The organism is Cellulomonas sp. GbtcB1 (genome assembly GCF_019091725.1).
Classification (GTDB): domain Bacteria; phylum Actinomycetota; class Actinomycetes; order Actinomycetales; family Cellulomonadaceae; genus Cellulomonas.
The window spans coordinates 17170-39123 of the sequence record NZ_JAGXJG010000032.1 but is presented as its reverse complement, the minus strand read 5'-3'; the positions used below and the strand labels follow the sequence as shown (position 1 = coordinate 39123).

Genomic DNA, 21954 nt, shown 5'->3' with positions numbered 1-21954 from the left:
CGGGGACCGGTGCCGCCCCGGCGGGCGCGGGCTCCGCCGTCGACGCCGACGCGCTGCTCGCGCTGCAGAAGCGCGCGCTCGGCGTGATCGCGGGTCTCGCGCCGGCGGCGCTGGAGCTCGGCGACCTCTTCCAGGCGGCGGGGCACGAGCTCGCCCTGGTGGGCGGCCCGGTGCGGGACGCGTTCCTCGGCCGGCCGAGCGCCGACCTCGACTTCACGACCTCCGCCACCCCCGACGAGACGGAGCGGATCCTCGCGGCGTGGGGCGACGCGCACTGGGACATCGGGCGGGCGTTCGGCACCATCGGCGCGCGGCGGCACGGGCGCCGCGGCGCGGAGGACGTGGTCGTCGAGGTGACCACCTACCGCACCGACGCGTACGACCCGTCCTCGCGGAAGCCGGAGGTCGCGTTCGGGGACTCGCTCGACGGCGACCTGTCCCGCCGCGACTTCACCGTGAACTCCATGGCGATCCGGCTGCCGGAGCTCACCTTCGTCGACCCGTTCGACGGTCTGCGCGACCTGGCGCGCGGCGTGCTGCGCACCCCTGTCGACCCCCGGCAGTCCTTCGACGACGACCCGCTGCGCATGCTGCGGGCCGCACGGTTCGCCGCGCAGCTCGGGTTCCACGTGGAACCGGCGACGCTCGCGGCCGCGACGGACATGGCGGACCGGCTCGCGATCGTGTCCGCGGAGCGGGTCCGTGACGAGCTGGTCAAGCTGCTGATGTCCCGCCAGCCGCGACCCGGCCTGCGCGTCCTCGTCGACACCGGCCTCGCGGAGCACGTGCTCCCGGAGCTGCCGGCCCTGCGGCTCGAGATCGACGAGCACCACCGGCACAAGGACGTCTACGAGCACTCGCTCACCGTGCTCGACAAGGCGATCGCGCTGGAGACCGGTCCCGACGGCCCGGTGCCCGGCCCGGACCTCGTGCTGCGCCTCGCCGCGCTGCTGCACGACATCGGCAAGCCCGCGACCCGCCGGTTCGAGTCCGGCGGCGGCGTCTCGTTCCACCACCACGAGGTCGTCGGCGCCAAGCTCGTCGCGAAGCGCCTCCGCGCGCTGCACTTCGACAAGGCGACGGTGCAGGCCGTCGCGCGCCTCACCGAGCTGCACCTGCGGTTCCACGGGTACGGCGAGGGCGCCTGGACCGACTCGGCTGTCCGGCGCTACGTCACCGACGCCGGACCGCTGCTGGAGCGGCTGCACCGGCTGACCCGGTCCGACTGCACCACGCGGAACGTCCGCAAGGCGCGCCGGCTCTCCGAGGCCTACGACGACCTCGAGGAGCGGATCGCCCGGCTGGCCGAGGAGGAGGAGCTCGCCGCGATCCGCCCGGACCTCGACGGCACCCAGATCATGGCGGTGCTCGGCATCGGGCCCGGCCGCGAGGTCGGCGAGGCGTACAAGCACCTGCTCGAGCTGCGCATGGAGCACGGCCCGCTGGGGGAGGAGCGCGCCCGCGCCGAGCTCGAGTCGTGGTGGGCGGCCCGCCAGGCCTGACCGGGCGGGGGTCAGGCGGTGACCGGGACCTCGGCGGGCTCGGTGGCGCGGGTGCGGTAGACCACGGCCGCCGCGAGGTAGGCGACCGCGATCAGCGCGAACACCCCGCGCGACCAGCCGGTGTCCGGCAGCGCGACCGCGGCCAGCGCCGCCGCGCCGACGAACGCGGCGTTGTAGAGGACGTCGTAGAGCGCGAACGCCCGGCCCCGGAACTCGTCGGCGGTGTCCCGCTGCACGATGGTGTCGACCGCGATCTTGGCGCCCTGCGCCGCGAGGCCGAGCACGAACGAGCCGGCCAGCACCGCGGGGTAGGCCACCGTGATCGCGAGCAGCACCTGCGTCGCGGCCGCCAGGACCAGGCAGATCGAGATCCAGCCCTGCGGCCCGACGAGCGGCGACACGATCGGCGTCGCGACGATCGCCAGCGCGAAGCCGACCCCGGTCACCGCGGCCACCGTGCTGAAGGTGACCAGCCCGGCGCGGGCGTCGGCGGGGTCGGACAGCAGGTTGCGCGAGATGAGCAGGCTCGCGATGAACACCGCGCCGTAGAGGAACCGGTGCACCGCCATGACGCCGAGCGCCCGCGCCGGCGTGCCGCGGCGGACCAGGTAGCGGGCGCCGCCGACGAGACCGCGGGCGAGCGTGCCGAGCGCGCGGCGGACCTCGGACGCGTCGGCCCGGGCGTCCGGCCCCAGCAGGTCCTTGCCGAGCCGGGTCGCCACGAGCGAGGCCGTCGTCATCAGCACGGCGGCCGCGACCAGCGACGCCACGTCGCGGGTGGTGCCCGACGGCAGGACGAGCCCGAGCAGGAACCCGATGCCCCAGCCGACGCCCGACGACACCGTGCCCAGGGTCGGGGTGATCGAGTTGGCGGTGAGCAGCAGCGGCCCCGCGACGACCCGCGGCTGGGACGCCGACAGCGCCGACAGCAGGAACCGGTTGACCGAGAGCGTGACGAGCGCCAGGACGTACACCGCGGGCCCGACGCCGGCCGTCGCCATCACCAGCGCCGTCAGCAGCGTGAGACCGGTGCGCACCAGGTTGCCCACCAGCAGCACCTGGCGACGGCGCCAGCGGTCGAGCAGCACGCCCGCCCAGGGGCCGACGACGGTGAACGGCAGCAGCAGGACCGCGAACGCCGCCGCGACGCCGGTCGCGGTGGTGGCGTTCTCGGGCGAGAAGAAGAACAGCGTCGCCAGCCCCGCCTGGAACAGGCCGTCGGAGCACTGGCTGACCAGGCGGACCGTGAGCAGCCGCCGGAAGTCCACCAGGGGCCAGAGCTGCTTCAGATCGGAGACCACCTGCACCGGGTCAGGCTATCCGGGCGCCCGACCTAGACTCGACGGAGCCCCGGACCCGAGGAGACGCATGACCACCGACCCCCAGGACGCCGCCCCGCTGCCCGAGGGCTGGCACCTGATCCCGCCGGAGACGCTCGGCACGCCCGGCATCGCGTTCGCCGCCGCGCACGAGACCCCCGACGCGGGGTTCACGGCCAACGTCACGGTCGGCGTGCAACGCTCGGACGACCCCGGGCTGGTCGTCGCGCTCGGTGCGGAGGCGGTGCGGGCGATCGAGGCCACCGAGCAGGAGGTGGTGGTCGTGCGTCGCGAGCAGCAGGGCGAGTCCGCGGTCGCCCAGGAGGTGCACTTCACCACCACGGTCGACGGCGGCGCGGTGCCGATGACGCAGGTGCAGGAGTTCGCGGCCGTGCCCGTGGTAGACGGCGGCCCCGACCGCGTGTGGACGGTGTCGGCCACAGCGACCCGGGCGCAGGCGGAGGCGCTCGCGGACGGGCTGGCGACGCTGCTCGACCAGCTCCGCGCGGAGATCGCGGGGGGCTGAGGCACCCGAAGGGCCCGGCACCGTGGGGTGCCGGGCCCTTCGTCGTGGTCGCCCTGGAAGCAGCGCGCCGTACTTCTGGTCGCGCCGATCCCGCGTTCCGCTACGGGCGGATCAGCGCTCGATCTCGCCGCGGATGAACTTCTCCACGAGCTCCCGGCCGTGCTGGTCCTCGTGCTGGACCGGCGGGGACTTCATGAAGTAGGTCGACGCCGACAGGATCGGGCCGCCGATGCCGCGGTCCTTGGCGATCTTCGCGGCGCGGACGGCGTCGATGATGATGCCGGCCGAGTTCGGGGAGTCCCAGACCTCGAGCTTGTACTCGAGGTTCAGCGGCACCTCGCCGAACGCGCGACCCTCGAGGCGGACGTACGCCCACTTGCGGTCGTCGAGCCAGGCGACGTAGTCCGACGGGCCGATGTGGACGTTGCGGTCGTCCTTCTTGCCGGCCAGCGGGCCGTCCTCGAGGTTCGAGGTCACGGCCTGCGTCTTCGAGATCTTCTTGGACTCCAGGCGCTCGCGCTCGAGCATGTTCTTGAAGTCCATGTTGCCGCCGACGTTCAGCTGGTACGTGCGGTCCAGGATGACGCCGCGGTCCTCGAACAGACGGGCCAGCACGCGGTGCGTGATGGTCGCGCCGACCTGGGACTTGATGTCGTCGCCGACGATCGGCACGCCGGCCGCCTCGAACTTCGCCGCCCACTCCGGGTCGGAGGCGATGAACACCGGCAGCGCGTTGACGAACGCCACGCCCGCGTCGATGCAGGCCTGCGCGTAGAACTTGTCGGCCTCTTCGGAGCCCACCGGGAGGTAGGAGACGAGGACGTCCACCTTCGCGTCCTTGAGCGCCTGGACGACGTCGACCGGCTCCGCGTCGGACTCCTCGATCGTCTGCGCGTAGTACTTGCCGACGCCGTCGAGGGTCGGGCCGCGCTGGACGGTCACGCCGAGCGGCGGGACGTCGGCGATCTTGATGGTGTTGTTCTCCGACGCGACGATCGCCTCGGACAGGTCGAAGCCGACCTTCTTGGCGTCGACGTCGAACGCCAGCACGAACTCCAGGTCGGAGACGTGGTAGTCGCCGAACTGCACGTGCATGAGGCCGGGCACCTTGGTGCTCGGGTCGGCGTCGGCGTAGTAGTGCACGCCCTGGACAAGCGACGAGGCGCAGTTGCCCACGCCCGCGATCGCAACGCGGATGGCGGTCATCCTCGCTCCTTCTGAGGGGTTGGTGCCGCGACGATGGAGTCATCCTCGACAGCGTTCGTGCGGGCGTCGGCCGGCCGGCCGACGCCGCGGGGACGGGCGCCGCGGTTGCTGCGCTCGTGGTCGATGAGGTCGTCGAGCCAGCGGACCTCGCGCTCGACCTGCTCGAGCCCGTGGCGCTGCAGCTCGAGGGTGTACTCGTCCATGCGGACGCGGGTGCGGGACACGGAGTCCTTGATCAGCTCCAGGCGCTCCGTCATCCGGGTGCGCCGGCCCTCGAGGATCCGCAGCCGGGTCTCGGCGTCGGTCTGCCCGAAGAACGCGAACCGGAACCCGAAGTTCTCGTCCTCCCACGCGGCGGGGCCGGAGGAGGCCAGCACGTGCTGGAACTGCTCCTTGCCCTCGGCCGTGAGCTGGTAGACGATCCGGGCCCGCTTGCCGGCCAACCCGTGGGCCGGGGCCTGCTGCGGGTCGGAGCCCGCGATGAGGCCGCGCGCCACCAGCGACTTGAGCGCCGGGTACAGCGACCCGTAGGACAGCGCGCGGAACGAGCCGAGCAGGAGGTTGAGCCGCTTGCGCAGCTCGTACCCGTGCATCGGGGAGTCGTGCAGCAGCCCGAGGATGGCCGACTCGAGCACGTCGGAACGTCCGCGCACCGTGGCCTCCTTTCCCGCTGTCCGCGCACCGATGTATCGAACTGATACATCGGGGAGGGTAGGACGAAGCGGGTGATCCGGGCAACACCTCGGGCTCGTCCGGCGTGGCGGGGCGGTGCACGGCGGTTCGGCGCGCAGGTCACGTGCCCGGCGGGCGCGCGGCTGCCAGGATGCTCATCGGGCCGGGAAGCCGGGCGGGGGGCCTCGTGGCGATCGTGTGCAGGTCGCCGGGAGGGGTCGTCCGCCCGCGGGCGGCAGGCGACCGCTCGCGCATACTGATCCGGGCCCGGACGGCTCCCTGCCGCCGGCCCTCCCCCCAGCAGTCCACAGGAAGGCAGTGCCGTGGCAGGCTCGAACCGACGGTCCGCGACGACCGCCGCGCGCGGGACCGCCGCGTCCGGCGGACGGCGGCGGATCATCGACTACCCCCGGCGGGGCTACCGCGGTCTGCACCGCTGGCTGCCCTCGTGGCGGTTCGTCGTCGGGTCCGTCATCGGCTTCGTCTTCCTGTGCCTCGGGCTCGGGGTCGCGGCCTACGCGCTCACCGACGTGCCGGCGCCGGACGACTTCGCGGAGGAGCAGGCGTCCACCGTCTACTTCGCCGACGGGACCACCGAGATCGGGTCGTACGACGGCCCGAACCGGACGCTCGTGGACTACGAGTCGCTCCCCGCGCACGTCGGCGAGGCCGTCGTGTCGTCCGAGGACCGCACGTTCTTCGAGAACTCCGGCGTCTCGCTGACCGGCATGGCCCGCGCCCTCCTCAACAACGTCCGCGGCGGTGCGACGCAGGGCGGGTCGACCCTGACGCAGCAGTACGTCGAGCGCTACTACGTCGGCGAGACGACGACGAGCTACGTCGGCAAGGCCAAGGAGGCCCTGCTCGCGATCAAGATCGCGCAGACCGAGACCAAGGAGCAGATCCTCGGCCGGTACCTCAACACCATCTACTTCGGCCGCGGCGCGTACGGCATCGAGGCTGCCGCCCAGGCCTACTTCGGCAAGCCCGCCGCCGAGCTCTCGGTGTCCGAGGCCGCGCTGCTGTCCGGCATCATCCCGTCGCCCGGCAACTGGGACCCCGCGGTCAGCCAGGACAAGGCGGAGCAGCGGTGGAACGGCGTCCTCGACGGCATGGTGCGCGACGGCTACCTGACCCAGGCCGACCGCGACGCCCAGACGTTCCCGCCCACCGTCGCCTACTCGCGCAGCGACCGGCTCGGCGGGACCAACGGCTACCTGCTCACCTACGTCCAGCAGGAGCTGGTCGCCACCGGCACCATCACCGAGGACATGCTCGAGCGCCGCGGCCTGAAGATCGTCACGACGATCGAGCCCCAGGTCCAGCAGGACGCCGTGGACTCGGTCATCAGGCTGCTCGACCCGAGCGACAACATGTACGAGCACGCCAACGGCGAGGTCCCGTCGCCCAACCTCAAGGTCGGGGTCGTGTCCGTCGACCCCGCGACCGGCGGCATCGTGTCGATGTACGGCGGCCGCGACTTCCTGGCCGACCAGGTCAACCGGGCGACCAAGGGCAACCAGCAGGCCGGGTCGACCTTCAAGCCGTTCACCCTCATCGCCGCGCTCGAGAACGGCATCCCGCTCACGAAGTCCTACCCCGGGTACTCCCCGCAGGAGTTCGGGACCTGGAAGGTCAACAACTTCGGGTTCGAGGACTTCGGGACGATCGACCTGGTCAAGGCGACCGAGCAGTCGGTGAACACCGTGTACGCCCAGCTGAACCTCGAGGTCGGACCGGAGAAGACCGCCGACGTCGCCCAGCGGGCCGGTGTGAAGTCGCCCGTCAACAGCGAGCCGTCGAACGTGCTGGGGACCGACGCGGTGACCACGCTCGACATGGCCACCGCCTACGCGACCATCGCCGCGCAGGGCGTCTACCACAAGCCGTACATGGTGGCCGAGGCGACGTACCCGGACGGCGACGTGGCGTACACCGGGCAGACCCAGCCGGTGCAGAAGTTCGAGGCCGACGTCATGGCGGACACCACGTACGCGATGACGCAGGTGGTCGAGAAGGGCTCGGGCCGGGCCTACGTGAACCCGCTCGACCGGCCCATCGCGGGCAAGACCGGCACGTCGAACGACAACAAGTCCGCCTGGTTCGTCGGCTTCACCCCCCAGCTCGCCACCGCGGTGTCCCTCAGCCAGGTCGGCGACAACGGCAGCGACCCCGTGACGATCACGCCCTGGGGAGAGGACGCGTCCGGCCGCTCGCTGACGATCAACGACCGCGGCATCACCGGCGCCACCTGGCCGGCGGCGGTGTGGGCCGACTACATGGGCAAGGTCTTCCAGATCGAGAAGTACGCCGCGGTGGTCGACTTCCCCGAGCGCGCGAACGTCAACCGCGCCGCCGTGCCGACCTCCGAGCCGACCACGTCCGCGCCCGTCGAGACCCAGGCGCCCGAGCCGGAGCAGCCGACCACCGTCGCGGTGCCGTCAGGCCTCACCGGGCAGCTGTCCGGCGACGCGCAGGCCGCGCTCCAGAACGCCGGACTCGTCCCGTCGGTCGCGGAGGAGTTCAACGCGGCCGCGGCCGGCACCGTCCTGGGCGTGAGCCCGGGGGAGGGGTCGCAGGTGGCCCCGGGGTCGACCGTCACCCTCCGGGTGTCCAAGGGACCCCAGCCGGCGCCCCAGCCGACCGAGCAGCCGACCGAGCAGGCCGGCAACAACGGCCAGGGCGGGAACAACGGCCAGGCCGGGGGCAACGCCGTGAACCCGAACCCCAACGGCTGAGCCGGACCGCGAAGACCCACGCCGTCCACCCGGACGGGCGGCCCCGAGGGGTCGTGCGACCGGGTAGACTGGTGTGCTGCTGTGCCCGCTCGACCGTCGCCATCGACGGACGGGCCGGGGGCAGCGACGCAACGACACCCTCCTGCCACGGAACGACCGTGGCCGCCGAGACCAGAGGAGGTGGGTATGAGCCTGCGTCAGTACGAGATCATGATCATCCTCGACCCCAGCATCGACGAGCGCACCGTCGCCCCGTCGCTCGACAAGTACCTGTCGGTCGTCAAGACCGATGGCGGCTCCGTCGACAACGTGGACATCTGGGGCCGTCGCCGCCTGGCGTACGACATCAAGAAGAAGTCCGAGGGCATCTACGCCGTCGTCGACTTCTCCTCGACGTCGGACACCGCCAAGGAGCTGGACCGTCAGCTGGGCCTGAACGAGGTCGTCCTGCGCACGAAGGTCCTCCGCAAGGAGTCCTGACGCGTCAGACCGCGCGCGTACCGTGCGGGACACCCCTTCGAGCAACGACGAGAACGAGGAGCTGGCATGGCTGGTGACACCACCATCACGGTGATCGGGAACCTGACCGCCGACCCGGAGCTGCGGTTCACGCCGTCCGGCGCCGCGGTCGCGAACTTCACCGTGGCGTCCACGCCGCGCACGTTCGACCGCCAGAGCAACGAGTGGAAGGACGGCGACACGCTGTTCCTCCGCTGCTCGATCTGGCGGGAGGCGGCGGAGAACGTCGCCGAGTCGCTCACCAAGGGCACCCGCGTGATCGTCAGCGGCCGGCTCGTCCAGCGGTCCTACGAGACCCGCGAGGGCGAGAAGCGCACCGTCTACGAGCTGCAGGTCGACGAGGTCGGCCCCTCGCTCCGCTACGCCTCGGCCAAGGTCACCCGGACCCAGCGGTCCGGCGGTGGCGGCGGCGGGTTCGGCGGCGGCGGTGGCGGCGGCTTCAACGGCGGTGGCGGCGGCGGTGGCGGGTTCAACGGCGGCGGCCAGTCCGCGCAGCAGGACGACCCGTGGGCCACGCCCGCGGGCGGCGGCGGCGCGGGTGGCTACTCCGACGAGCCCCCGTTCTGATCGAGCACCGCTGACCGCCAGGTCGGCACCGGCGCCGCGCGCGCCATCACGAACATCCCATCCCGGGGCATGGCAACGCCCCGGGCTCCGTACGTAGAACAAGGAGCACCACGATGGCCAAGGCCGTTGTCCGGAAGCCCAAGAAGAAGCAGAACCCGCTCAAGGCGGCGAAGATCGAGTCGGTCGACTACAAGGACACCGCCCTGCTGCGGAAGTTCATCTCCGACCGCGGGAAGATCCGCGCCCGCCGCGTGACCGGCGTGTCCGTCCAGGAGCAGCGCGCGATCGCGCGGGCCGTGAAGAACGCCCGCGAGATGGCGCTCCTGCCGTACTCGTCGTCGGCTCGCTGAGAAGGAGCAACAAGATGGCCAAGCTCATCCTGACCCACGAGGTCACGGGCCTCGGCGCTCCCGGCGACGTCGTCGACGTCAAGGACGGGTACGCCCGCAACTACCTCGTCCCGCGTGGTCTCGCGACCGCGTGGAGCAAGGGCGCGGAGAAGGAGATCACGGCGATCCGCCGTGCTCGCAAGACCCGCGAGATCGCGACCCTCGACGAGGCGCGCGCCGTGCGCGACTCGCTGCAGGGCAACCCGGTCACCGTGGCGGCGAAGTCCGGCGACGCCGGCCGCCTCTTCGGCGCGGTCACGACCGCCGAGATCGCCGACGCGGTCAAGGCCGCCGGCGGCCCGTCGATCGACCGTCGCAAGATCGAGGTCGCGCAGCCGATCAAGGCGACCGGCGAGTACGCGGTGCAGGTCCGCCTGCACCCGGAGGTCTCCGCGAAGCTGACCGTCAAGGTCGTCGCGGCCTGACGCCACGCGCCAGCGCGTACCGCGCCCCTGTCCCCGGTCCCCGGGGCGGGGGCGCGGTCGTTCCCGGGGTCGCAGGAGGATCTCCGTCCCGCGGCGGAGGCGACCCGGGGTGCGCGCCGCCTACCGTCGAGGCATGGCCGATCAGCCCGAGCCCTCGAGCCCGCCGCAGCCGGAGCCCGCGTCCGACGACGCGCAGGCCCGGGTCGCCTACCTGCCCATCGGGCTCGTGTTCCTGGTGCTCGGGTTCTCCGGGCTGTTCAACGACAGCCTGCGGTACGGGGCGATCGCGTTCCTGCCCGTCGGGTTCGTGTTCCTGATCCTGGCGCTGCAGGGGCGGTCTGAGGGCGACGCCGAGAGCGGTGAGGGCCAGGGCGCGAGCGACGCGGACCGCCCGCCGGTCGGCTGACGCCGACGACGCCGGCGACGCCCACGACGCGCGCGACGCTGGCGGAGCCCGGTTCGGTGGTCGTCGCCGAGTTCGGTGGCTGGAACCACCGAACTCGGCTGCATGCACCGAAATCAGCGAGCCGCGGCTCGGGGCGCCGCGGCTCGGGCTCGGGCGCGGGGCGGCGTGCGGCGGCGGCGCTGAGGGACCGCCCCCCGGGTCAGGCCCGGGCGAGCGGCCCTGCCTGCGGGACGCCCAGCGACGCCAGGAGCGCCTCGACGCGCCCGCGGATCTCGTCCCGCACGCCGCGCACCATCGCCAGGTCCCGGCCGGCCGGGTCCTCGAGCACCCAGTCCTCGTACCGCGTCCCGGGGTAGTACGGGCACGCGTCGCCGCAGCCCATCGTCACCACGACGTCGGACGCCTGCACGGCCTCGGGGGTGAGGACCTTGGGCTGCTCGGTCGTCAGGTCGATCCCGAGCTCGGCCATCGCCTCGACGGCCACCGGGTTGACCCGGTCCGCGGGCGCGGACCCGGCGGAGCGCACCTCGACCGCGCCGCCGGACAGCGACGTGAGCAGGCCCGCGGCCATCTGCGAGCGGCCCGCGTTGTGCACGCACACGAACAGGACGCTGGGGCGGTGGTCGGTCATCGGTTCTCCTCGGTCGTCGGCGCGGCGGCCGGCTTGGTGGCGCGCACGAGGGCGCCGTGCATGCCGTCGGCGACGGCGTGGGTCAGGGTCACGTCGGCCTCCACGAACCCGGACGCCGCCAGGAGCGCGACGTACTCGCTCTGGGAGAGTGCGCCCGCGATGCAGCCGACGTACGAGCCCCGCTTGGCTCGCTGCTCGGGCGTGAGCCGGTCCTCCGCCACGACGTCGGAGATGCCGAGTCGGCCACCCGGTGCGAGCACGCGGAACGCCTCGGCCAGCACCCGCGGCTTGTCGGGCGAGAGGTTGACGACGCAGTTCGAGATCACGACGTCGACCGAGGCGTCCGGGAGCGGCAGGTCCTCGATGGTGCCGCGGTGGAACGCCACGTTGGTCGCGCCGGCGCGTGCGGCGTTGTCCCGGGCGAGCTCGAGCATCTCGTCCGTCATGTCCACCCCGTGGGCGAACCCGGTCGGGCCGACGCGTCGGGCGGACAGCAGCACGTCGATCCCGCCGCCGGACCCGAGGTCGAGCACGCGCTCGCCGGGGCGGAGGTCGGCGACCGCCACGGGGTTGCCGCAGCCGAGCGAGGCGAGCTGCGCCTCGACCGGGATGCCCGCCAGCGCCGTCGCGTCGTAGAGGGAGGCGCCGAACCGGGTCGTCTCGGCGTCGGCGCCGCAGGTTCCGCCGCAGCAGTCCTGGGCGGGAGCCGCGGTCGCCGCGCGGGTCACCGACGTGGCGGCCTCCGCGTACCGGCGGCGGACCTCGTCGCGCACATCGCCCATCGTCGTCTCCTCGAATCGAAGGTTGTCGATGCGATCGTGACGCGCGCCGCGTCCGCTGTCAACCATCGACAGTCGTCGATGTCTGCGGCACGATGGGGCGATGGCCACCGCGACGCCCGCCCTCCTGCCGCTCGCCTCCGACGGCTGCTGCACCGCGGGCGGCGCACCCGCGCTCGACGACGTCGGGGCGCACGACCTCGCGCGCCGGCTGAAGGCACTCGCCGACCCCACCCGGCTCCGGCTCCTGTCGATGATCGCCGCGCACGACGGGGGAGAGGCGTGCGTGTGCGATCTCACCGAGCCCGTCGGGCTCTCCCAGCCGACCGTCTCGCACCACCTGAAGCAGCTCGTGGACGCGGGCCTGGTGACCCGGGACAAGCGCGGGGTCTGGGCCTACTACGCGCTCCGCCCGGGCGCGCTGGACGAGGTCACGGGCGCCCTCGCGGCGGCGGTCCCGGGACGCTGACCCGGAGCGCACCACCCGGGCTCCTCAGGCCCCGGTGACCATCCACGTGTCCCGCCGCGCACGCAGCCCGGTCGTCACGGCCCGCGCGAGCATGAACACGCCCGCGAACGCCGCCCAGAGCCACGCCAGCCCGGCCCAGCCGTCCGGCGCCCACGCCCGCACCGCCAGCGCGAACGGCAAGTAGACGGCGAGCGTCACCATCCCGGCCGCGGCGAGGAACCGGCCGTCCCCTGCCCCGATGAGGACGCCGTCGAGCACGAACACCCACCCGGCCATGGGCATCAGCACCGCGGCGACCGCGAGGCTCAGGGTGACCGCGTGGCGGACGTCCGGGTCCGAGGTGAACAGCGCCGACAGCCACCAGCCGAGCCCGCCGGTCAGCACGCCGAGCACCACGCCCGCGCCGACGCCCCAGGCCAGCGTCCGGCGCAGCAGCGCGCGCACCAGGCCGGTGTCGCCGGCGCCGAGCGCGTGCCCGATGAGCGCCTGCGCGGCGATCGCGAGCGCGTCGAGGGCGAACGCGACGAAGCCCCAGATCGCGTTGACGACCTGGTGCCCCGCCAACGCCACGGGGCCGAGGCCCGTGGCCACCCACACGGTCAGCAGGATCGCCGCCCGCAGCGACAGGGTCCGCAGCAGCAGCGGGGTGCCGGTGCGGACCCCCGCGAGGATGCCGCCGGGCGCCGGCCGCAGCGAGGACCCGGCCGCCCGCGCGCCCCGGACGACGACCACGACCAGCGCGACGCCCATCGCGACCTGCGTGGCGGCGGTGCCCGCGCCCGAGCCGGCGATGCCGAGGTGCAGGCCGTAGACGAGCACGACGTTGAGCACCGCGTTGACCGCCGCGCCGACCCCGGCCACGACCAGAGGTGTCCTGGTGTCCTGGAGGCCGCGCAGCGCCCCGGTGGCGGCGAGCACGACGAGCATCCCCGGCAGTCCCGGGGCGGACGCGCGGAGGTACAGCACGGCCTGGTGCGCGACGTCCCCGGTCGCGCCGAGCGCCCCGACCGCCCAGGGGGCCACCAGCATCGCGACCGCCGCCAGGACCACGCCCAGGCCGGCCGCGAGCCAGAGCCCGTCGACGCCGACCTGCAGCGCGCCGGTGCGGTCGCCCGCGCCGAGCCGCCGGGCGACGACCGCCGTGGTCGCGTACGCGAGGAACACGCACAGGCCGACGACGGTCACCAGGAGCGTGGAGGCGAGCGACAGCCCCGCGAGCTCGGTCGTCCCCAGGCGCCCGACGATGGCCGAGTCGACCAGCACGAACAGCGGCTCGGCCACCAGAGCGCCCAGCGCGGGCACGGCGAGGCCGAGGATCTGGCGGTCGACGGTGGACGGCACCTGTCCGAGGCGTGAAATGGCGGCCAACTTCTTCCCGTCCACATGGGTTCACGGTGTTTGCGCCGGTGAGAACGCCCTGATCACAGGCGTGCCCGGCTTCATCCACACCTGTGTCCACGACCTGTGGACATCTCACGGTGCGTGTCCACAGCCTTCCACAACCCTGTCCCCACCCCCTGTGGACGTCTCGCTCGACGGACCGTCCCCCGGGGTCCTAACCTCGCGTCGGCGCGCGCACCGGACACGGTCGCCCGCCCTCCGCCGACGTGTCGGAGGGCGGTGCTAGAACGGGTGTTCGACGGCAGTCGCCGGGGGACGAGCGAAGGTGGGGCGGGCAGCAGCGTGACGATCGAGGAGCTCGAGTACGGGGCCCCCGCGGGCCAGGGCCGCGCGGCGTTCGACCGGACCCCCCCGCAGGACCTCGACGCGGAGCAGAGCGTGCTCGGCGGCATGATGATCTCGAAGGACGCCATCGCGGACGTCGTCGAGGAGATCCGGGGCAGCGACTTCTACCGCCCGGCGCACGAGGCGATCTACGACGCCGTCCTCGACCTGTACGGCCGCGGCGAGCCCGCCGACGCCGTCACCGTCGCGGACGAGCTGACCAAGCGCGGCGAGATCGGCCGCGTGGGCGGCGTGCCGTACCTGCACACCCTCATCTCGATGGTGCCGACCGCGGCCAACGCCGGCTACTACGCCCGCATCGTCCGGGAGCGCGCCGTGCTGCGCCGCCTCGTCGAGGCCGGCACCCGCATCGTCCAGCTCGGCTACGCGACCGACGGCGGCGACGTCGAGGAGATCGTCAACAACGCCCAGGCCGAGGTCTACGCGGTCAGCGACCGCCGCACCACCGAGGACTACCACCGCCTCGGCGAGGTCGTCGCCGGCACCCTGGACGAGATCGAGTCCGCCGGGCACCGCGGCGAGGGCATGGTGGGCGTGCCGACCGGCTTCGCCGACCTCGACCGCCTGACCAACGGCCTGCACCCGGGCCAGATGATCGTCATCGCGGCCCGCCCCGCCATCGGCAAGTCGACGCTCGCGCTGGACTTCGCGCGCGCCGCGTCGATCAAGCACCAGCAGGCGTCCGTCGTGTTCTCGCTCGAGATGAGCCGCTCCGAGATCACCATGCGTCTGCTGTCCGCCGAGGGCCGCGTGCCCCTGCAGAAGATGCGCAACGGCTCGATGGGCGACGACGACTGGCAGAAGCTGGCCCAGATCCAGGGCAAGCTCACCGAGGCGCCGCTGTTCATCGACGACTCGCCCAACATGTCGCTCATGGAGATCCGGGCGAAGTGCCGTCGGCTCAAGCAGAAGCACGACCTCAAGCTCGTGATCATCGACTACCTGCAGCTGATGTCGTCCGGCAAGCGCGTCGAGTCGCGCCAGCAGGAGGTCTCGGAGTTCTCGCGTGCGCTCAAGCTGCTCGCCAAGGAGCTCGAGGTCCCGGTCATCGCGCTGTCGCAGCTGAACCGTGGTCCCGAGCAGCGAACCGACAAGAAGCCCGCGATGTCCGACCTGCGTGAGTCCGGCTCCATCGAGCAGGACGCCGACATGGTCATCCTGCTGCACCGCGAGGACGCGTACGAGCGGGAGTCGCCGCGCGCGGGCGAGGCCGACCTGATCGTGGCCAAGCACCGTAACGGCCCGACCGACGTCATCACCGTGGCGTTCCAGGGGCACTACTCGCGGTTCGTGGACATGCAGGCCTGAGCAGCATGCCGCGGCTCGTCGAGTTCGCGAACTGGCACCACTTGTAGGAATCGGTGGGAAGGCTCACCGGTTCGGAGAGCATCTTGGGAATCCGAAGGACGCACGCGGCGGCTGATCGGGTCGTAGCCGCCAGTGCACTCCTCAGTCGTGTTAGGCGAGGTCGCGCCCAGACCGTGACGCCAGGGTGGTACCCAGGCGGTCCCCGCAGGCCCACTAGGTTGTGCCTATGGGTGTCGTCGCGAACTTCCTAGGTCCGCACCTCAAGGCCATGGCTGGCCCGTACCTGTTCGTGGGTTCGGGTGTCTCGAGGCGGTACGCGGGACTGCCCGACTGGGAGGGCCTGCTGCGTGTGTTCGCGCGTCAGACGCCGAACCAGTTCGAGTACTACCGCGGTCGGGCCGGCAGCGATCTGGCACTCACGGCGGCGCTGATCGCGGCTGACTTCTACGACTTGTGGTGGTCCGACGATCGCTACCAGGAGTCACGCGACCAGTACGGGTCGATCGTGGTCGACACCGCCACGCCCCTGAAGATCGAGATCGCGAAGTTCATCACTGAGAAGGTCAGGACGAGGAGTACGTCGGCAGCGCTCGCCGATGAGTTCGAGCTGTTCTCGCACGTCGAGGCCGATGGCATCATCACGACGAACTATGACGGCCTCCTCGGTGAGGTCTTCCCCGGGTACACGCCGTTCATCGGGCAGGACGAGCTCCTGTTTTCCGACACCCACGGCATCGCCGAGATCTACATGATCCACGGGGCGGCCACCGACCCGGAGTCGCTCGTCCTGACGGCCGACGACTACCAGGACTTCCGTGAGCGGAACGCGTACCTCGCGGCGAAGCTGACGACGATCTTCGTCGAGCACCCGGTGATCTTCCTCGGATACTCGATGAGCGACTCGAACGTTCGTGGGATCCTCGACGCGCTGGTCACGGCCCTGCGCGGCAAGAACGTGGATAAGTTGCGAGACCGCCTGATCTTCGTGAACTGGCAGGAGAACGCCACGCCCGAGGTCAGGACTCGGAGCCTGAGCCTCACCTCGGGCGAGATTGAAGGCTTCGAGATCGTCGTCTCCGACTTCGCAGAGCTGTTCACCGTGCTCGCGGAGCGGGAGCGGGCGCTGCCCGCCCGGGTCCTCCGCAACCTGAAGGACCAGGTCTATGAGCTCGTGAAGGCCAACGATCCCGACGGTCGCCTCGTGGCCGTCTCCGACATCGAGAGCGCGGGCGCCGCGGACCTCGACATCGTCTTCGGAGTTGGCGCCAAGATGACGGCCATCGGTCTTGTGGGACTGTCTCGGTGGGACGTCATCGACGACGTGCTCGGGACTCCCGACCGTGGCGTGCCCCCGGAGAACATGCTGACCGCTGTCATCGCGAAGTGGCCCGTGAACTGGTACGTCCCCTGCTTTAAGTACCTGCGGGAGCTTGGTGTTCTCACCGATGACGGCGATCTCGTCGACACCGCCGAGGTGCCCGACAAGGTGGTGAAGAGAGTCGCGCGGGTGCGTGACCGGTTCTTCAAGGCGGCCTCCTCCGATTCGACGATCGAGGACTTGGTCAAGAAGCGCAGCGTCGACTGGCTGTTCGACCACGCCGCCGACCTTCCCACTTTGACTACTGACGTCGACGGCATCCGGACCCTCCTTATGCAGGAGCGCAAGCGCCGGCAGTACCCCAGGTGGGCATCGGGATACGCGATCATGTGTGTGGTGTACGACTGGCTGCACCACGGCCGTCGGGTCTCGAGTAGCGGTACGGAGGCGCCGGCCGTCACGACCGTGTGACCGCTGAGGCCCACACCCAGACGGTGCCTTCGCGGCCGTAGTGGTCGGTGTAGCGGATGTGGACGGTACGGGCGGTCCAGGCGATCGCGGCGCCGGTGATCTGCACGTCCCGACCCTTGGCGTCGATGATCCATGCCTGGACGGCGAGCGGGTGGCTGGGTCGGGTGACGTGGAGGCCGACGGTGGCTTGAGATGGCGCCTGTCGTGCCATGTCGCGCATCGGGATCCGGTCCACCACGAAGTTGGTATCGAACATATGTTCGAGTAGTGACGAACCGGCAGGTCTCCTCACTCGGGCAGCAGTCGCCACCTCCCCTCGAGCGAACCGCCACCATCAGGCGTGCCGCTCGCGAAGAACGACCGCGCGGCGTCCAGTGTGTCCAGCACCAGGTATCCGGCCAGATGATCGTCGTAGAACTGCGCCAACCGGGGCCCGTGCCGCCGGTCACGAGCGGTCAGGTCGTAGGCCAGGTCCGAGCGGGCGCGCCAGTACAAGTTCCGGTCGTCTGCAAACAAGTTCCTGCTCGGGAACGTGCACGGACCCAGGTACGCGAACCGAGCACGGGGGCTCCACGTCTCGCAGGAAGTCGTGCTCACCGGCGCCGCGCACCAACACGATCGCCTCGACGATCCGCGCCGGCACGTGCTGATCGGCCATCGAGTAGTAGCGGTCAAGGTCGGCCACGAGGAGCTGCACCCGATTGCGCAGCCGGTACACGCACCCCATCGCCTCGTTCAGTGCGCGTCGTTGCTCGGCCTCGTCGGCCCACCGCGCCAGGCGCAGCCTGTCGATGGCGGCATCGAGGTCGCCGACCGCGTCGGCGTAGGTCGTGCCCATGCGGGCATCCTGGCAGGCTCCGACCTTCCCGCGAGCTAGTCCGTGAACTCCGACGCCCGCGCCGCGTAGTCCTCCGGGTCATCCGCGAGGAACTGCCGAGGGTGCACGCCGATGGCCCGCGCCAGCTTCCACATCGTCTTCAGTGACGGGTTCGCGCGACCGCGCTCGATCTCACCTACGTACGCTCGGTCCAGGCCGGCGATCATCGCCAACCGCTCTTGCGCGATGCCGGCGTTCTTGCGGGCTGTGCGTACCTGCGTGCCGAGTGCCAGCTGCTCGGGGGTAACTGGAGAACGTGGCACGGCGGGAACGCTAGGTCGGTGCTGGTTCAGGGTCCACGGTCCCACAGACCCCGGGTCATAACCCCACTGGTTATAGTCCACAACCGGCAGTCTGTCACGATGTATAGACAGCCAGAAGGTGAGCCCGCTCCAGACGTGGAGTGCGATCCAGTCTTGCCTGGTCCGGCGAAACACGCGGGCGGCCTACGAGGCTGGCGCGTGCCGCCTACGCGATCAGACTCAGGACTCCCGGCGTCTGCGCACGACGATGCAGCCACGTGTCGAAGTCCACCAACTCGGGCGAACGCCTAGACGACGGCGCCAGGTCGCGCCACGTACGCACGCTCTTGAGTGCGTACGTCAGGTACTCCTCCGCGTTGTCCGCCCATGTCGGGCACCGCTCTGGTAGCTCGGCAGTCAGGTCGTGCGCGCCTCGGTCGGCGAACGCGAACGTGCCTGTCGCCTCGCCGATGGCAGCACGGATGCTTCGACGCAGATGGCCCCAGCCCTCGGGGAGGCGGTGGCTCTCGGCCTCGATGGCATTGAGCGCCCCTTCGGTGGCCTCGAACCACCGGACGACGGCGGCGTCACGGTCCCACTTTCGAACCAGCTGGAGCAGGTCCTGCAGGCGAGGGCAGATCGCGTCGGCGGCCGAGCGTCGCCCCGCAGCTCGGTCTTTAGAGCGGTGCGCCGCGATCGCCGCGATCGTTGCGATCGCGGCTCCGACCAGTGCTGCCACCGATTCCGAAGCCACGTCCATCAGAGTCATGGGCCGGAGTGTGCCGGACAGGTCCGACACGGCCTCCGCTGCGCGGCCGGCCCGAGGTCCGCTTCGCCGGACAAGAGCGCCGTGGCCCCTCTCGAGGAGGCCGGCCCGTCAGCGGGCCGCCCCGTCCGGGTCACCGTGGACGCCCGTGACTGCACAGAATGTTGACTATAACCACCCGGGGTATGACACTCACATGTCAGGGTCGGCCGTCCCATCAGGCCGACCGCGTCACCCCTCGCCGGTGAGGACCGCCGGTCCAGCAAGGGAAGGCGAACACATGGGCACCACCGACAACCGTCAGAGCGCGGGCCGCCCCGGTGCGGCGCGAGCGATGCTCTGGTGGGCCGACACGTACCTCATCTGCGCCCTGTGCTTCACCGCCGCGACGTGGACGCTGCTCGACGGTCAGCCGATCGGTCTTACGCTCGCGCTCTACGCCGTCGTCGTGGTCTGCGGCACCTACGCGCTGCGGTCCCGGCTCGAGTTCCGCCGAGGCTGGCGACACGGCTACGAGAGTGCCGTCCGCACCATGCTCGAGTACCAGTCCGGTCGGACACCAGACGTGGAGGTCCGTGCTGCCGTCCAGGGCGACCCCACGCCCGAACCATGGGACGTTCACCTCCCTGTCGTGCAGCCGCAGAGTCTGTCGTGACCGCCCCGAGCGTCGGCGAGCTCGTGCTTGCGGACGAGAGTGGAGTGTGGGCGATCCGCTCGACGTCGGAGACGGTCTACTACGTCGACGCGGACTCCGACCTGCTTCTGCGCAAGGTCGGGCCCGGCTCGGCACCCGGGTTCGCCGACGACCGGTGGGCGCCCTTGATTCGGGTTGAGGCGGTGTTCGCGAGGGACGCCGGCGTCATCCGCGTCGGAGACCGTCACAAGTACACCTACGACTTCGACCCCGACGGTGACCAGTACGGGTTCTGGTTCCAGCGTCTGGTGACGTCGATCGACTACGTCGAAGCCGAGGAGCTCGCCGGTCTGCCGGCCTTCCCGCAGGACGACCCGCTGTGACCGGGATCGAGCGCCCGTGGTTGTGGTCGTTGCCGACCCGGGTGGAAGTCGCCGAAGGCGCCCTGATCGAGTTCAAGGAGCGCGGGCAGCCCGCGGTCAGGTTCGAGCAGTCGCAGATCGACAAACTGTTCGAGGTCGGCCTGATGCAGCCGCCCCGGACCTCCGAACCGGCCGCTGACGCGGACGCCGGTGTCACGCTGGTCGGAGACGCGAGGTTCCTCGTCGGGGAGGTCGACCTCGGCCGGGAGATCGGCCTCGAAGTCCTGGTGCGCGGCCTTGAGGCCGCGGTCGACGCCTCGTACGGGGAGTCCCGCGAGAGGCACCCGCGGGCCTATGCCACCAGCAACGACGAGGACTCGGGCTCGGGCGAGGGCGCGTTCGACGAGCCGGACCTCCAGGGTCGCTCGCGCGAGAGCGGCGCCGCTGAGCAGCCGCGCGGTTTCGCATGGCAGCAGACCGAGCGTGTCGTGCCGGTGGCTAGCGTGATCCCGAAGTACAAGAAGATCCGCGGCGACGTGACCGCGGGGCTCCCGGTCGTGCTGACCGACGGCGGCACCCGCATCGCCGTGATCGTCGGGTGGGACCTGTGGACGCTGCAGCACGAGCGGTACCTGTACGCCGCCGCGATGTCCTGGGCGTTCTGGCGTAATGGCAGGTTCGACGCTGCAGGTTTCGGCTGGGAGGTGCTGGCTTACTTGCGGCCTCCGATGCAGGAGCGTCTGCACCCCACTGTGCAGCTCGGCGAGGACGGTGGCCCCGATGAGCGACGTCGTTGACCCGATGCACACGCGGGGGCGGTGGCTCGTGACGACCGCATCCGGCGCGATGCACCTCATCGAGTCGACCGGTCCAGGCGGCGCGGTGACCGCCACCAGAGTCACCGCTGGCCCGGCTGGGAACGACCCCAGGTACCCGCTCGGGACACTCCGTCGAGACGACCAGCCACTCCACGTGACGGGCATCCAGCACCTGAACGGAACGACCATGTCGAGCGGCATCGTCGCCGGCCAGGACATGTGGCTGTACCTCGAGCCTCTAGCTCCCGAGGCCGACCTCACGCTCAGGCGGACGACGCCGGTCGTCGCGGTCGACACGCTTCCCGCCGCGGCGAGCGATGCCTGACGCCCAGTCCGACCCGGATGCCGCTCACCGTGCGAGCAGCGCCGAACGGACACGGCTGCGCCGGCGCCTGCTCGACATCGACCCGTCCGGGGTTCGCGCCGACCCGGACGCTGCCGCGAGCTGCGAGTGCAGCTGTCACCCGCGCCCTGGGCACCGGGTGCATCCGGACGGCATCTGCCCGTGCCAACTGAGCCCCGTCGAACGAGTGGCACGGCTGGCCGAGGCCGAGCGCGCGCTCGACGCCATGCACGAACAGAACAGCCGGCAGTTGGCGCAGCGAGCAGCCTCGCTGGAGCGGGCCGCGGCGACCCTAGGCGTCGAGGCGACCGAGGAGCTCCCGGCCGCGCCGTGGGTGATCACCGGAACGGTCGACGGGCGCACCTTCTACATGCGTGAGCGATGGGACTCTTACAGCATCGTCATCGCTCCGGACGACCACCCTGGCTTGGACGTCTGGACGTCCGTCGACGAGCCGGGTGTGGTCGTGCGCGAGGGGGCGATCAGCGACCTCGTCGCAGCGGACGGCGCGACCGACTACCAGGTAGCGCTGCCGTTCGTCGTCTCGGTGATCCGCAGCGAGCTGCGCCGGCGAACTTGTCCGCATCCGACGCGTGCCGGCGACGAGTTCTGCCCTCGCTGCGGAGCTCGGCGGGAGCCCGCCGCGATGGATGGCGTCCGGGGGCCGTCCGACGAGATGCACCAGTCCGTCCGCAGCATCGACCCTGCGACCATGGGTTCCGGTTCCAGGTTGTCCGCCATCAGCGAAGCCCGGATGGCCTACGTGGACGCGCGGCGAGCTCTCGAAGCGAGCGTCGCTGCGGCGCGATCCGGGGGTGACTCGTGGTCGGTGATCGCCGTGGCTCTCGACATGGGCATCCGCGAGGCTCGGGATCGTTTCGAGCGCTGGACGTCCGGCGAGTGACGAACGCGAGCGCGCGA

The 21954-nt window shown here is 71.4% G+C and carries 27 protein-coding genes; 16 read left to right on the top strand and 11 right to left on the bottom strand.

Features of this window, described 5'->3' with window-relative positions:
- Positions 1 to 53: 53 nt before the first annotated feature.
- The gene (locus tag KVT14_RS12585) at positions 54 to 1502 is read left to right on the top strand and encodes a CCA tRNA nucleotidyltransferase (protein WP_254630855.1); all 1449 of its coding nucleotides are present in this window, start codon (positions 54 to 56) and stop codon (positions 1500 to 1502) included.
- A gap of 11 nt (positions 1503 to 1513) precedes the next feature.
- On the opposite strand, the gene KVT14_RS12580 is transcribed toward KVT14_RS12585, so the two are convergent.
- Positions 1514 to 2809: an MFS transporter gene (locus tag KVT14_RS12580; protein ID WP_217615977.1), complete on the bottom strand. Its 1296-nt coding sequence runs from the start codon at positions 2807 to 2809 to the stop codon at positions 1514 to 1516.
- Positions 2810 to 2870: 61 nt separating this feature from the next.
- On the opposite strand from KVT14_RS12580, the gene KVT14_RS12575 reads away from it, so the two are divergent.
- Positions 2871 to 3347, top strand: coding sequence for a hypothetical protein (locus tag KVT14_RS12575; RefSeq protein WP_217615976.1), 477 nt, complete (start codon positions 2871 to 2873; stop codon positions 3345 to 3347).
- Between the two features lie 111 nt (positions 3348 to 3458).
- Here KVT14_RS12575 and KVT14_RS12570 read toward each other — a convergent pair whose 3' ends face one another.
- Both KVT14_RS12570 and KVT14_RS12565 read right to left on the bottom strand, forming a co-directional pair.
- Entirely contained in the window at positions 3459 to 4553 is a 1095-nt protein-coding gene (locus KVT14_RS12570; RefSeq protein ID WP_166941576.1) for an inositol-3-phosphate synthase, read from the bottom strand.
- Positions 4550 to 5206 (bottom strand): PadR family transcriptional regulator, encoded by a 657-nt coding sequence (locus KVT14_RS12565; protein ID WP_217615975.1) that lies wholly within the window; start codon positions 5204 to 5206, stop codon positions 4550 to 4552. Before KVT14_RS12565 ends, KVT14_RS12570 begins: the two co-directional genes overlap by 4 nt.
- Positions 5207 to 5548: 342 nt before the next feature.
- Between KVT14_RS12565 and KVT14_RS12560 the strand changes: the two genes are divergently transcribed.
- The 6 genes from KVT14_RS12560 to KVT14_RS12535 all read left to right on the top strand — a co-directional run bounded on the left by KVT14_RS12560 (position 5549) and on the right by KVT14_RS12535 (position 10269).
- A complete protein-coding gene (locus KVT14_RS12560; protein ID WP_217615974.1) occupies positions 5549 to 7963 on the top strand; it encodes a transglycosylase domain-containing protein in 2415 nt (804 codons plus the stop codon).
- 186 nt (positions 7964 to 8149) lie between these two features.
- The gene (rpsF, locus tag KVT14_RS12555; protein ID WP_147795064.1) at positions 8150 to 8443 is read left to right on the top strand and encodes a 30S ribosomal protein S6; all 294 of its coding nucleotides are present in this window, start codon (positions 8150 to 8152) and stop codon (positions 8441 to 8443) included.
- A gap of 66 nt (positions 8444 to 8509) precedes the next feature.
- Entirely contained in the window at positions 8510 to 9049 is a 540-nt protein-coding gene (locus KVT14_RS12550) for a single-stranded DNA-binding protein (protein ID WP_147795063.1), read from the top strand.
- A gap of 113 nt (positions 9050 to 9162) precedes the next feature.
- Positions 9163 to 9399, top strand: coding sequence for a 30S ribosomal protein S18 (gene rpsR, locus KVT14_RS12545; RefSeq protein WP_013772910.1), 237 nt, complete (start codon positions 9163 to 9165; stop codon positions 9397 to 9399).
- Between the two features lie 14 nt (positions 9400 to 9413).
- The gene (rplI, locus tag KVT14_RS12540) at positions 9414 to 9863 is read left to right on the top strand and encodes a 50S ribosomal protein L9 (protein ID WP_147795062.1); all 450 of its coding nucleotides are present in this window, start codon (positions 9414 to 9416) and stop codon (positions 9861 to 9863) included.
- 133 nt (positions 9864 to 9996) lie between these two features.
- On the top strand, positions 9997 to 10269 hold the full coding sequence (locus KVT14_RS12535; protein ID WP_217615973.1) for a hypothetical protein: 273 nt from the start codon (positions 9997 to 9999) through the stop codon (positions 10267 to 10269).
- 199 nt (positions 10270 to 10468) lie between these two features.
- On the opposite strand, the gene KVT14_RS12530 is transcribed toward KVT14_RS12535, so the two are convergent.
- Positions 10469 to 10900: an arsenate reductase ArsC gene (locus KVT14_RS12530; RefSeq protein ID WP_217615972.1), complete on the bottom strand. Its 432-nt coding sequence runs from the start codon at positions 10898 to 10900 to the stop codon at positions 10469 to 10471.
- Positions 10897 to 11682: an arsenite methyltransferase gene (arsM, locus tag KVT14_RS12525; protein WP_217615971.1), complete on the bottom strand. Its 786-nt coding sequence runs from the start codon at positions 11680 to 11682 to the stop codon at positions 10897 to 10899. Before arsM ends, KVT14_RS12530 begins: the two co-directional genes overlap by 4 nt.
- Positions 11683 to 11782: 100 nt before the next feature.
- Between arsM and KVT14_RS12520 the strand changes: the two genes are divergently transcribed.
- On the top strand, positions 11783 to 12148 hold the full coding sequence (locus tag KVT14_RS12520; RefSeq protein WP_217615970.1) for a metalloregulator ArsR/SmtB family transcription factor: 366 nt from the start codon (positions 11783 to 11785) through the stop codon (positions 12146 to 12148).
- Between the two features lie 24 nt (positions 12149 to 12172).
- On the opposite strand, the gene KVT14_RS12515 is transcribed toward KVT14_RS12520, so the two are convergent.
- Positions 12173 to 13489 carry an MATE family efflux transporter gene (locus KVT14_RS12515; protein WP_308161053.1) on the bottom strand — a complete coding sequence of 439 codons (1317 nt, stop codon included), beginning with the start codon at positions 13487 to 13489 and terminating at the stop codon, positions 12173 to 12175.
- A gap of 342 nt (positions 13490 to 13831) precedes the next feature.
- Between KVT14_RS12515 and dnaB the strand changes: the two genes are divergently transcribed.
- Positions 13832 to 15202: a replicative DNA helicase gene (gene dnaB / locus KVT14_RS12510; protein WP_147795057.1), complete on the top strand. Its 1371-nt coding sequence runs from the start codon at positions 13832 to 13834 to the stop codon at positions 15200 to 15202.
- Between the two features lie 226 nt (positions 15203 to 15428).
- Positions 15429 to 16991 carry an SIR2 family protein gene (locus KVT14_RS12505; RefSeq protein ID WP_217615968.1) on the top strand — a complete coding sequence of 521 codons (1563 nt, stop codon included), beginning with the start codon at positions 15429 to 15431 and terminating at the stop codon, positions 16989 to 16991.
- On the opposite strand, the gene KVT14_RS12500 is transcribed toward KVT14_RS12505, so the two are convergent.
- From KVT14_RS12500 to KVT14_RS12480, 5 genes are all read right to left on the bottom strand, one after another.
- Positions 16978 to 17247, bottom strand: coding sequence for a hypothetical protein (locus tag KVT14_RS12500; protein WP_217615967.1), 270 nt, complete (start codon positions 17245 to 17247; stop codon positions 16978 to 16980). The genes KVT14_RS12505 and KVT14_RS12500 overlap by 14 nt on opposite strands.
- A 32-nt stretch (positions 17248 to 17279) precedes the next feature.
- On the bottom strand, positions 17280 to 17417 hold the full coding sequence (locus KVT14_RS12495; RefSeq protein ID WP_217615966.1) for a hypothetical protein: 138 nt from the start codon (positions 17415 to 17417) through the stop codon (positions 17280 to 17282).
- Positions 17418 to 17436: 19 nt separating this feature from the next.
- On the bottom strand, positions 17437 to 17829 hold the full coding sequence (locus tag KVT14_RS12490) for a hypothetical protein (RefSeq protein WP_217615965.1): 393 nt from the start codon (positions 17827 to 17829) through the stop codon (positions 17437 to 17439).
- A gap of 35 nt (positions 17830 to 17864) precedes the next feature.
- On the bottom strand, positions 17865 to 18131 hold the full coding sequence (locus KVT14_RS12485) for a helix-turn-helix domain-containing protein (RefSeq protein ID WP_217615964.1): 267 nt from the start codon (positions 18129 to 18131) through the stop codon (positions 17865 to 17867).
- Positions 18132 to 18336: 205 nt separating this feature from the next.
- Positions 18337 to 18879: a hypothetical protein gene (locus tag KVT14_RS12480; RefSeq protein WP_217615963.1), complete on the bottom strand. Its 543-nt coding sequence runs from the start codon at positions 18877 to 18879 to the stop codon at positions 18337 to 18339.
- 277 nt (positions 18880 to 19156) lie between these two features.
- Between KVT14_RS12480 and KVT14_RS12475 the strand changes: the two genes are divergently transcribed.
- Genes KVT14_RS12475 through KVT14_RS12455 form a run of 5 tightly spaced genes read left to right on the top strand, consistent with a single transcriptional unit; the run spans position 19157 to position 21937 of the window.
- Positions 19157 to 19531 (top strand): hypothetical protein, encoded by a 375-nt coding sequence (locus KVT14_RS12475; RefSeq protein WP_217615962.1) that lies wholly within the window; start codon positions 19157 to 19159, stop codon positions 19529 to 19531.
- A complete protein-coding gene (locus tag KVT14_RS12470) occupies positions 19528 to 19893 on the top strand; it encodes a hypothetical protein (RefSeq protein ID WP_217615961.1) in 366 nt (121 codons plus the stop codon). The genes KVT14_RS12475 and KVT14_RS12470 overlap by 4 nt, the downstream gene beginning before the upstream one ends.
- Positions 19890 to 20669: a hypothetical protein gene (locus KVT14_RS12465; protein ID WP_217615960.1), complete on the top strand. Its 780-nt coding sequence runs from the start codon at positions 19890 to 19892 to the stop codon at positions 20667 to 20669. Before KVT14_RS12470 ends, KVT14_RS12465 begins: the two co-directional genes overlap by 4 nt.
- Positions 20653 to 21015, top strand: a complete 363-nt coding sequence (locus tag KVT14_RS12460; protein WP_217615959.1) for a hypothetical protein — start codon at positions 20653 to 20655, stop codon at positions 21013 to 21015. The genes KVT14_RS12465 and KVT14_RS12460 overlap by 17 nt, the downstream gene beginning before the upstream one ends.
- Positions 21008 to 21937, top strand: coding sequence for a hypothetical protein (locus KVT14_RS12455; protein WP_217615958.1), 930 nt, complete (start codon positions 21008 to 21010; stop codon positions 21935 to 21937). Before KVT14_RS12460 ends, KVT14_RS12455 begins: the two co-directional genes overlap by 8 nt.
- Positions 21938 to 21954 lie beyond the last annotated feature (17 nt).

Coding starts and splice junctions, on each gene's coding strand:
- KVT14_RS12575 (WP_217615976.1), top strand. CDS start 2,871: ATGACCACCGACCCCCAGGACGCCGCCCCGCTGCCCGAGGGCTGGCAC.
- KVT14_RS12570 (WP_166941576.1), bottom strand. CDS start 4,553: ATGACCGCCATCCGCGTTGCGATCGCGGGCGTGGGCAACTGCGCCTCG.
- rpsF (WP_147795064.1), top strand. CDS start 8,150: ATGAGCCTGCGTCAGTACGAGATCATGATCATCCTCGACCCCAGCATC.
- KVT14_RS12550 (WP_147795063.1), top strand. CDS start 8,510: ATGGCTGGTGACACCACCATCACGGTGATCGGGAACCTGACCGCCGAC.
- rpsR (WP_013772910.1), top strand. CDS start 9,163: ATGGCCAAGGCCGTTGTCCGGAAGCCCAAGAAGAAGCAGAACCCGCTC.
- rplI (WP_147795062.1), top strand. CDS start 9,414: ATGGCCAAGCTCATCCTGACCCACGAGGTCACGGGCCTCGGCGCTCCC.
- KVT14_RS12535 (WP_217615973.1), top strand. CDS start 9,997: ATGGCCGATCAGCCCGAGCCCTCGAGCCCGCCGCAGCCGGAGCCCGCG.
- KVT14_RS12530 (WP_217615972.1), bottom strand. CDS start 10,900: ATGACCGACCACCGCCCCAGCGTCCTGTTCGTGTGCGTGCACAACGCG.
- arsM (WP_217615971.1), bottom strand. CDS start 11,682: ATGGGCGATGTGCGCGACGAGGTCCGCCGCCGGTACGCGGAGGCCGCC.
- KVT14_RS12520 (WP_217615970.1), top strand. CDS start 11,783: ATGGCCACCGCGACGCCCGCCCTCCTGCCGCTCGCCTCCGACGGCTGC.
- KVT14_RS12505 (WP_217615968.1), top strand. CDS start 15,429: ATGGGTGTCGTCGCGAACTTCCTAGGTCCGCACCTCAAGGCCATGGCT.
- KVT14_RS12500 (WP_217615967.1), bottom strand. CDS start 17,247: ATGTTCGATACCAACTTCGTGGTGGACCGGATCCCGATGCGCGACATG.
- KVT14_RS12490 (WP_217615965.1), bottom strand. CDS start 17,829: ATGGGCACGACCTACGCCGACGCGGTCGGCGACCTCGATGCCGCCATC.
- KVT14_RS12480 (WP_217615963.1), bottom strand. CDS start 18,879: ATGACTCTGATGGACGTGGCTTCGGAATCGGTGGCAGCACTGGTCGGA.
- KVT14_RS12475 (WP_217615962.1), top strand. CDS start 19,157: ATGGGCACCACCGACAACCGTCAGAGCGCGGGCCGCCCCGGTGCGGCG.
- KVT14_RS12460 (WP_217615959.1), top strand. CDS start 20,653: ATGAGCGACGTCGTTGACCCGATGCACACGCGGGGGCGGTGGCTCGTG.
- KVT14_RS12455 (WP_217615958.1), top strand. CDS start 21,008: ATGCCTGACGCCCAGTCCGACCCGGATGCCGCTCACCGTGCGAGCAGC.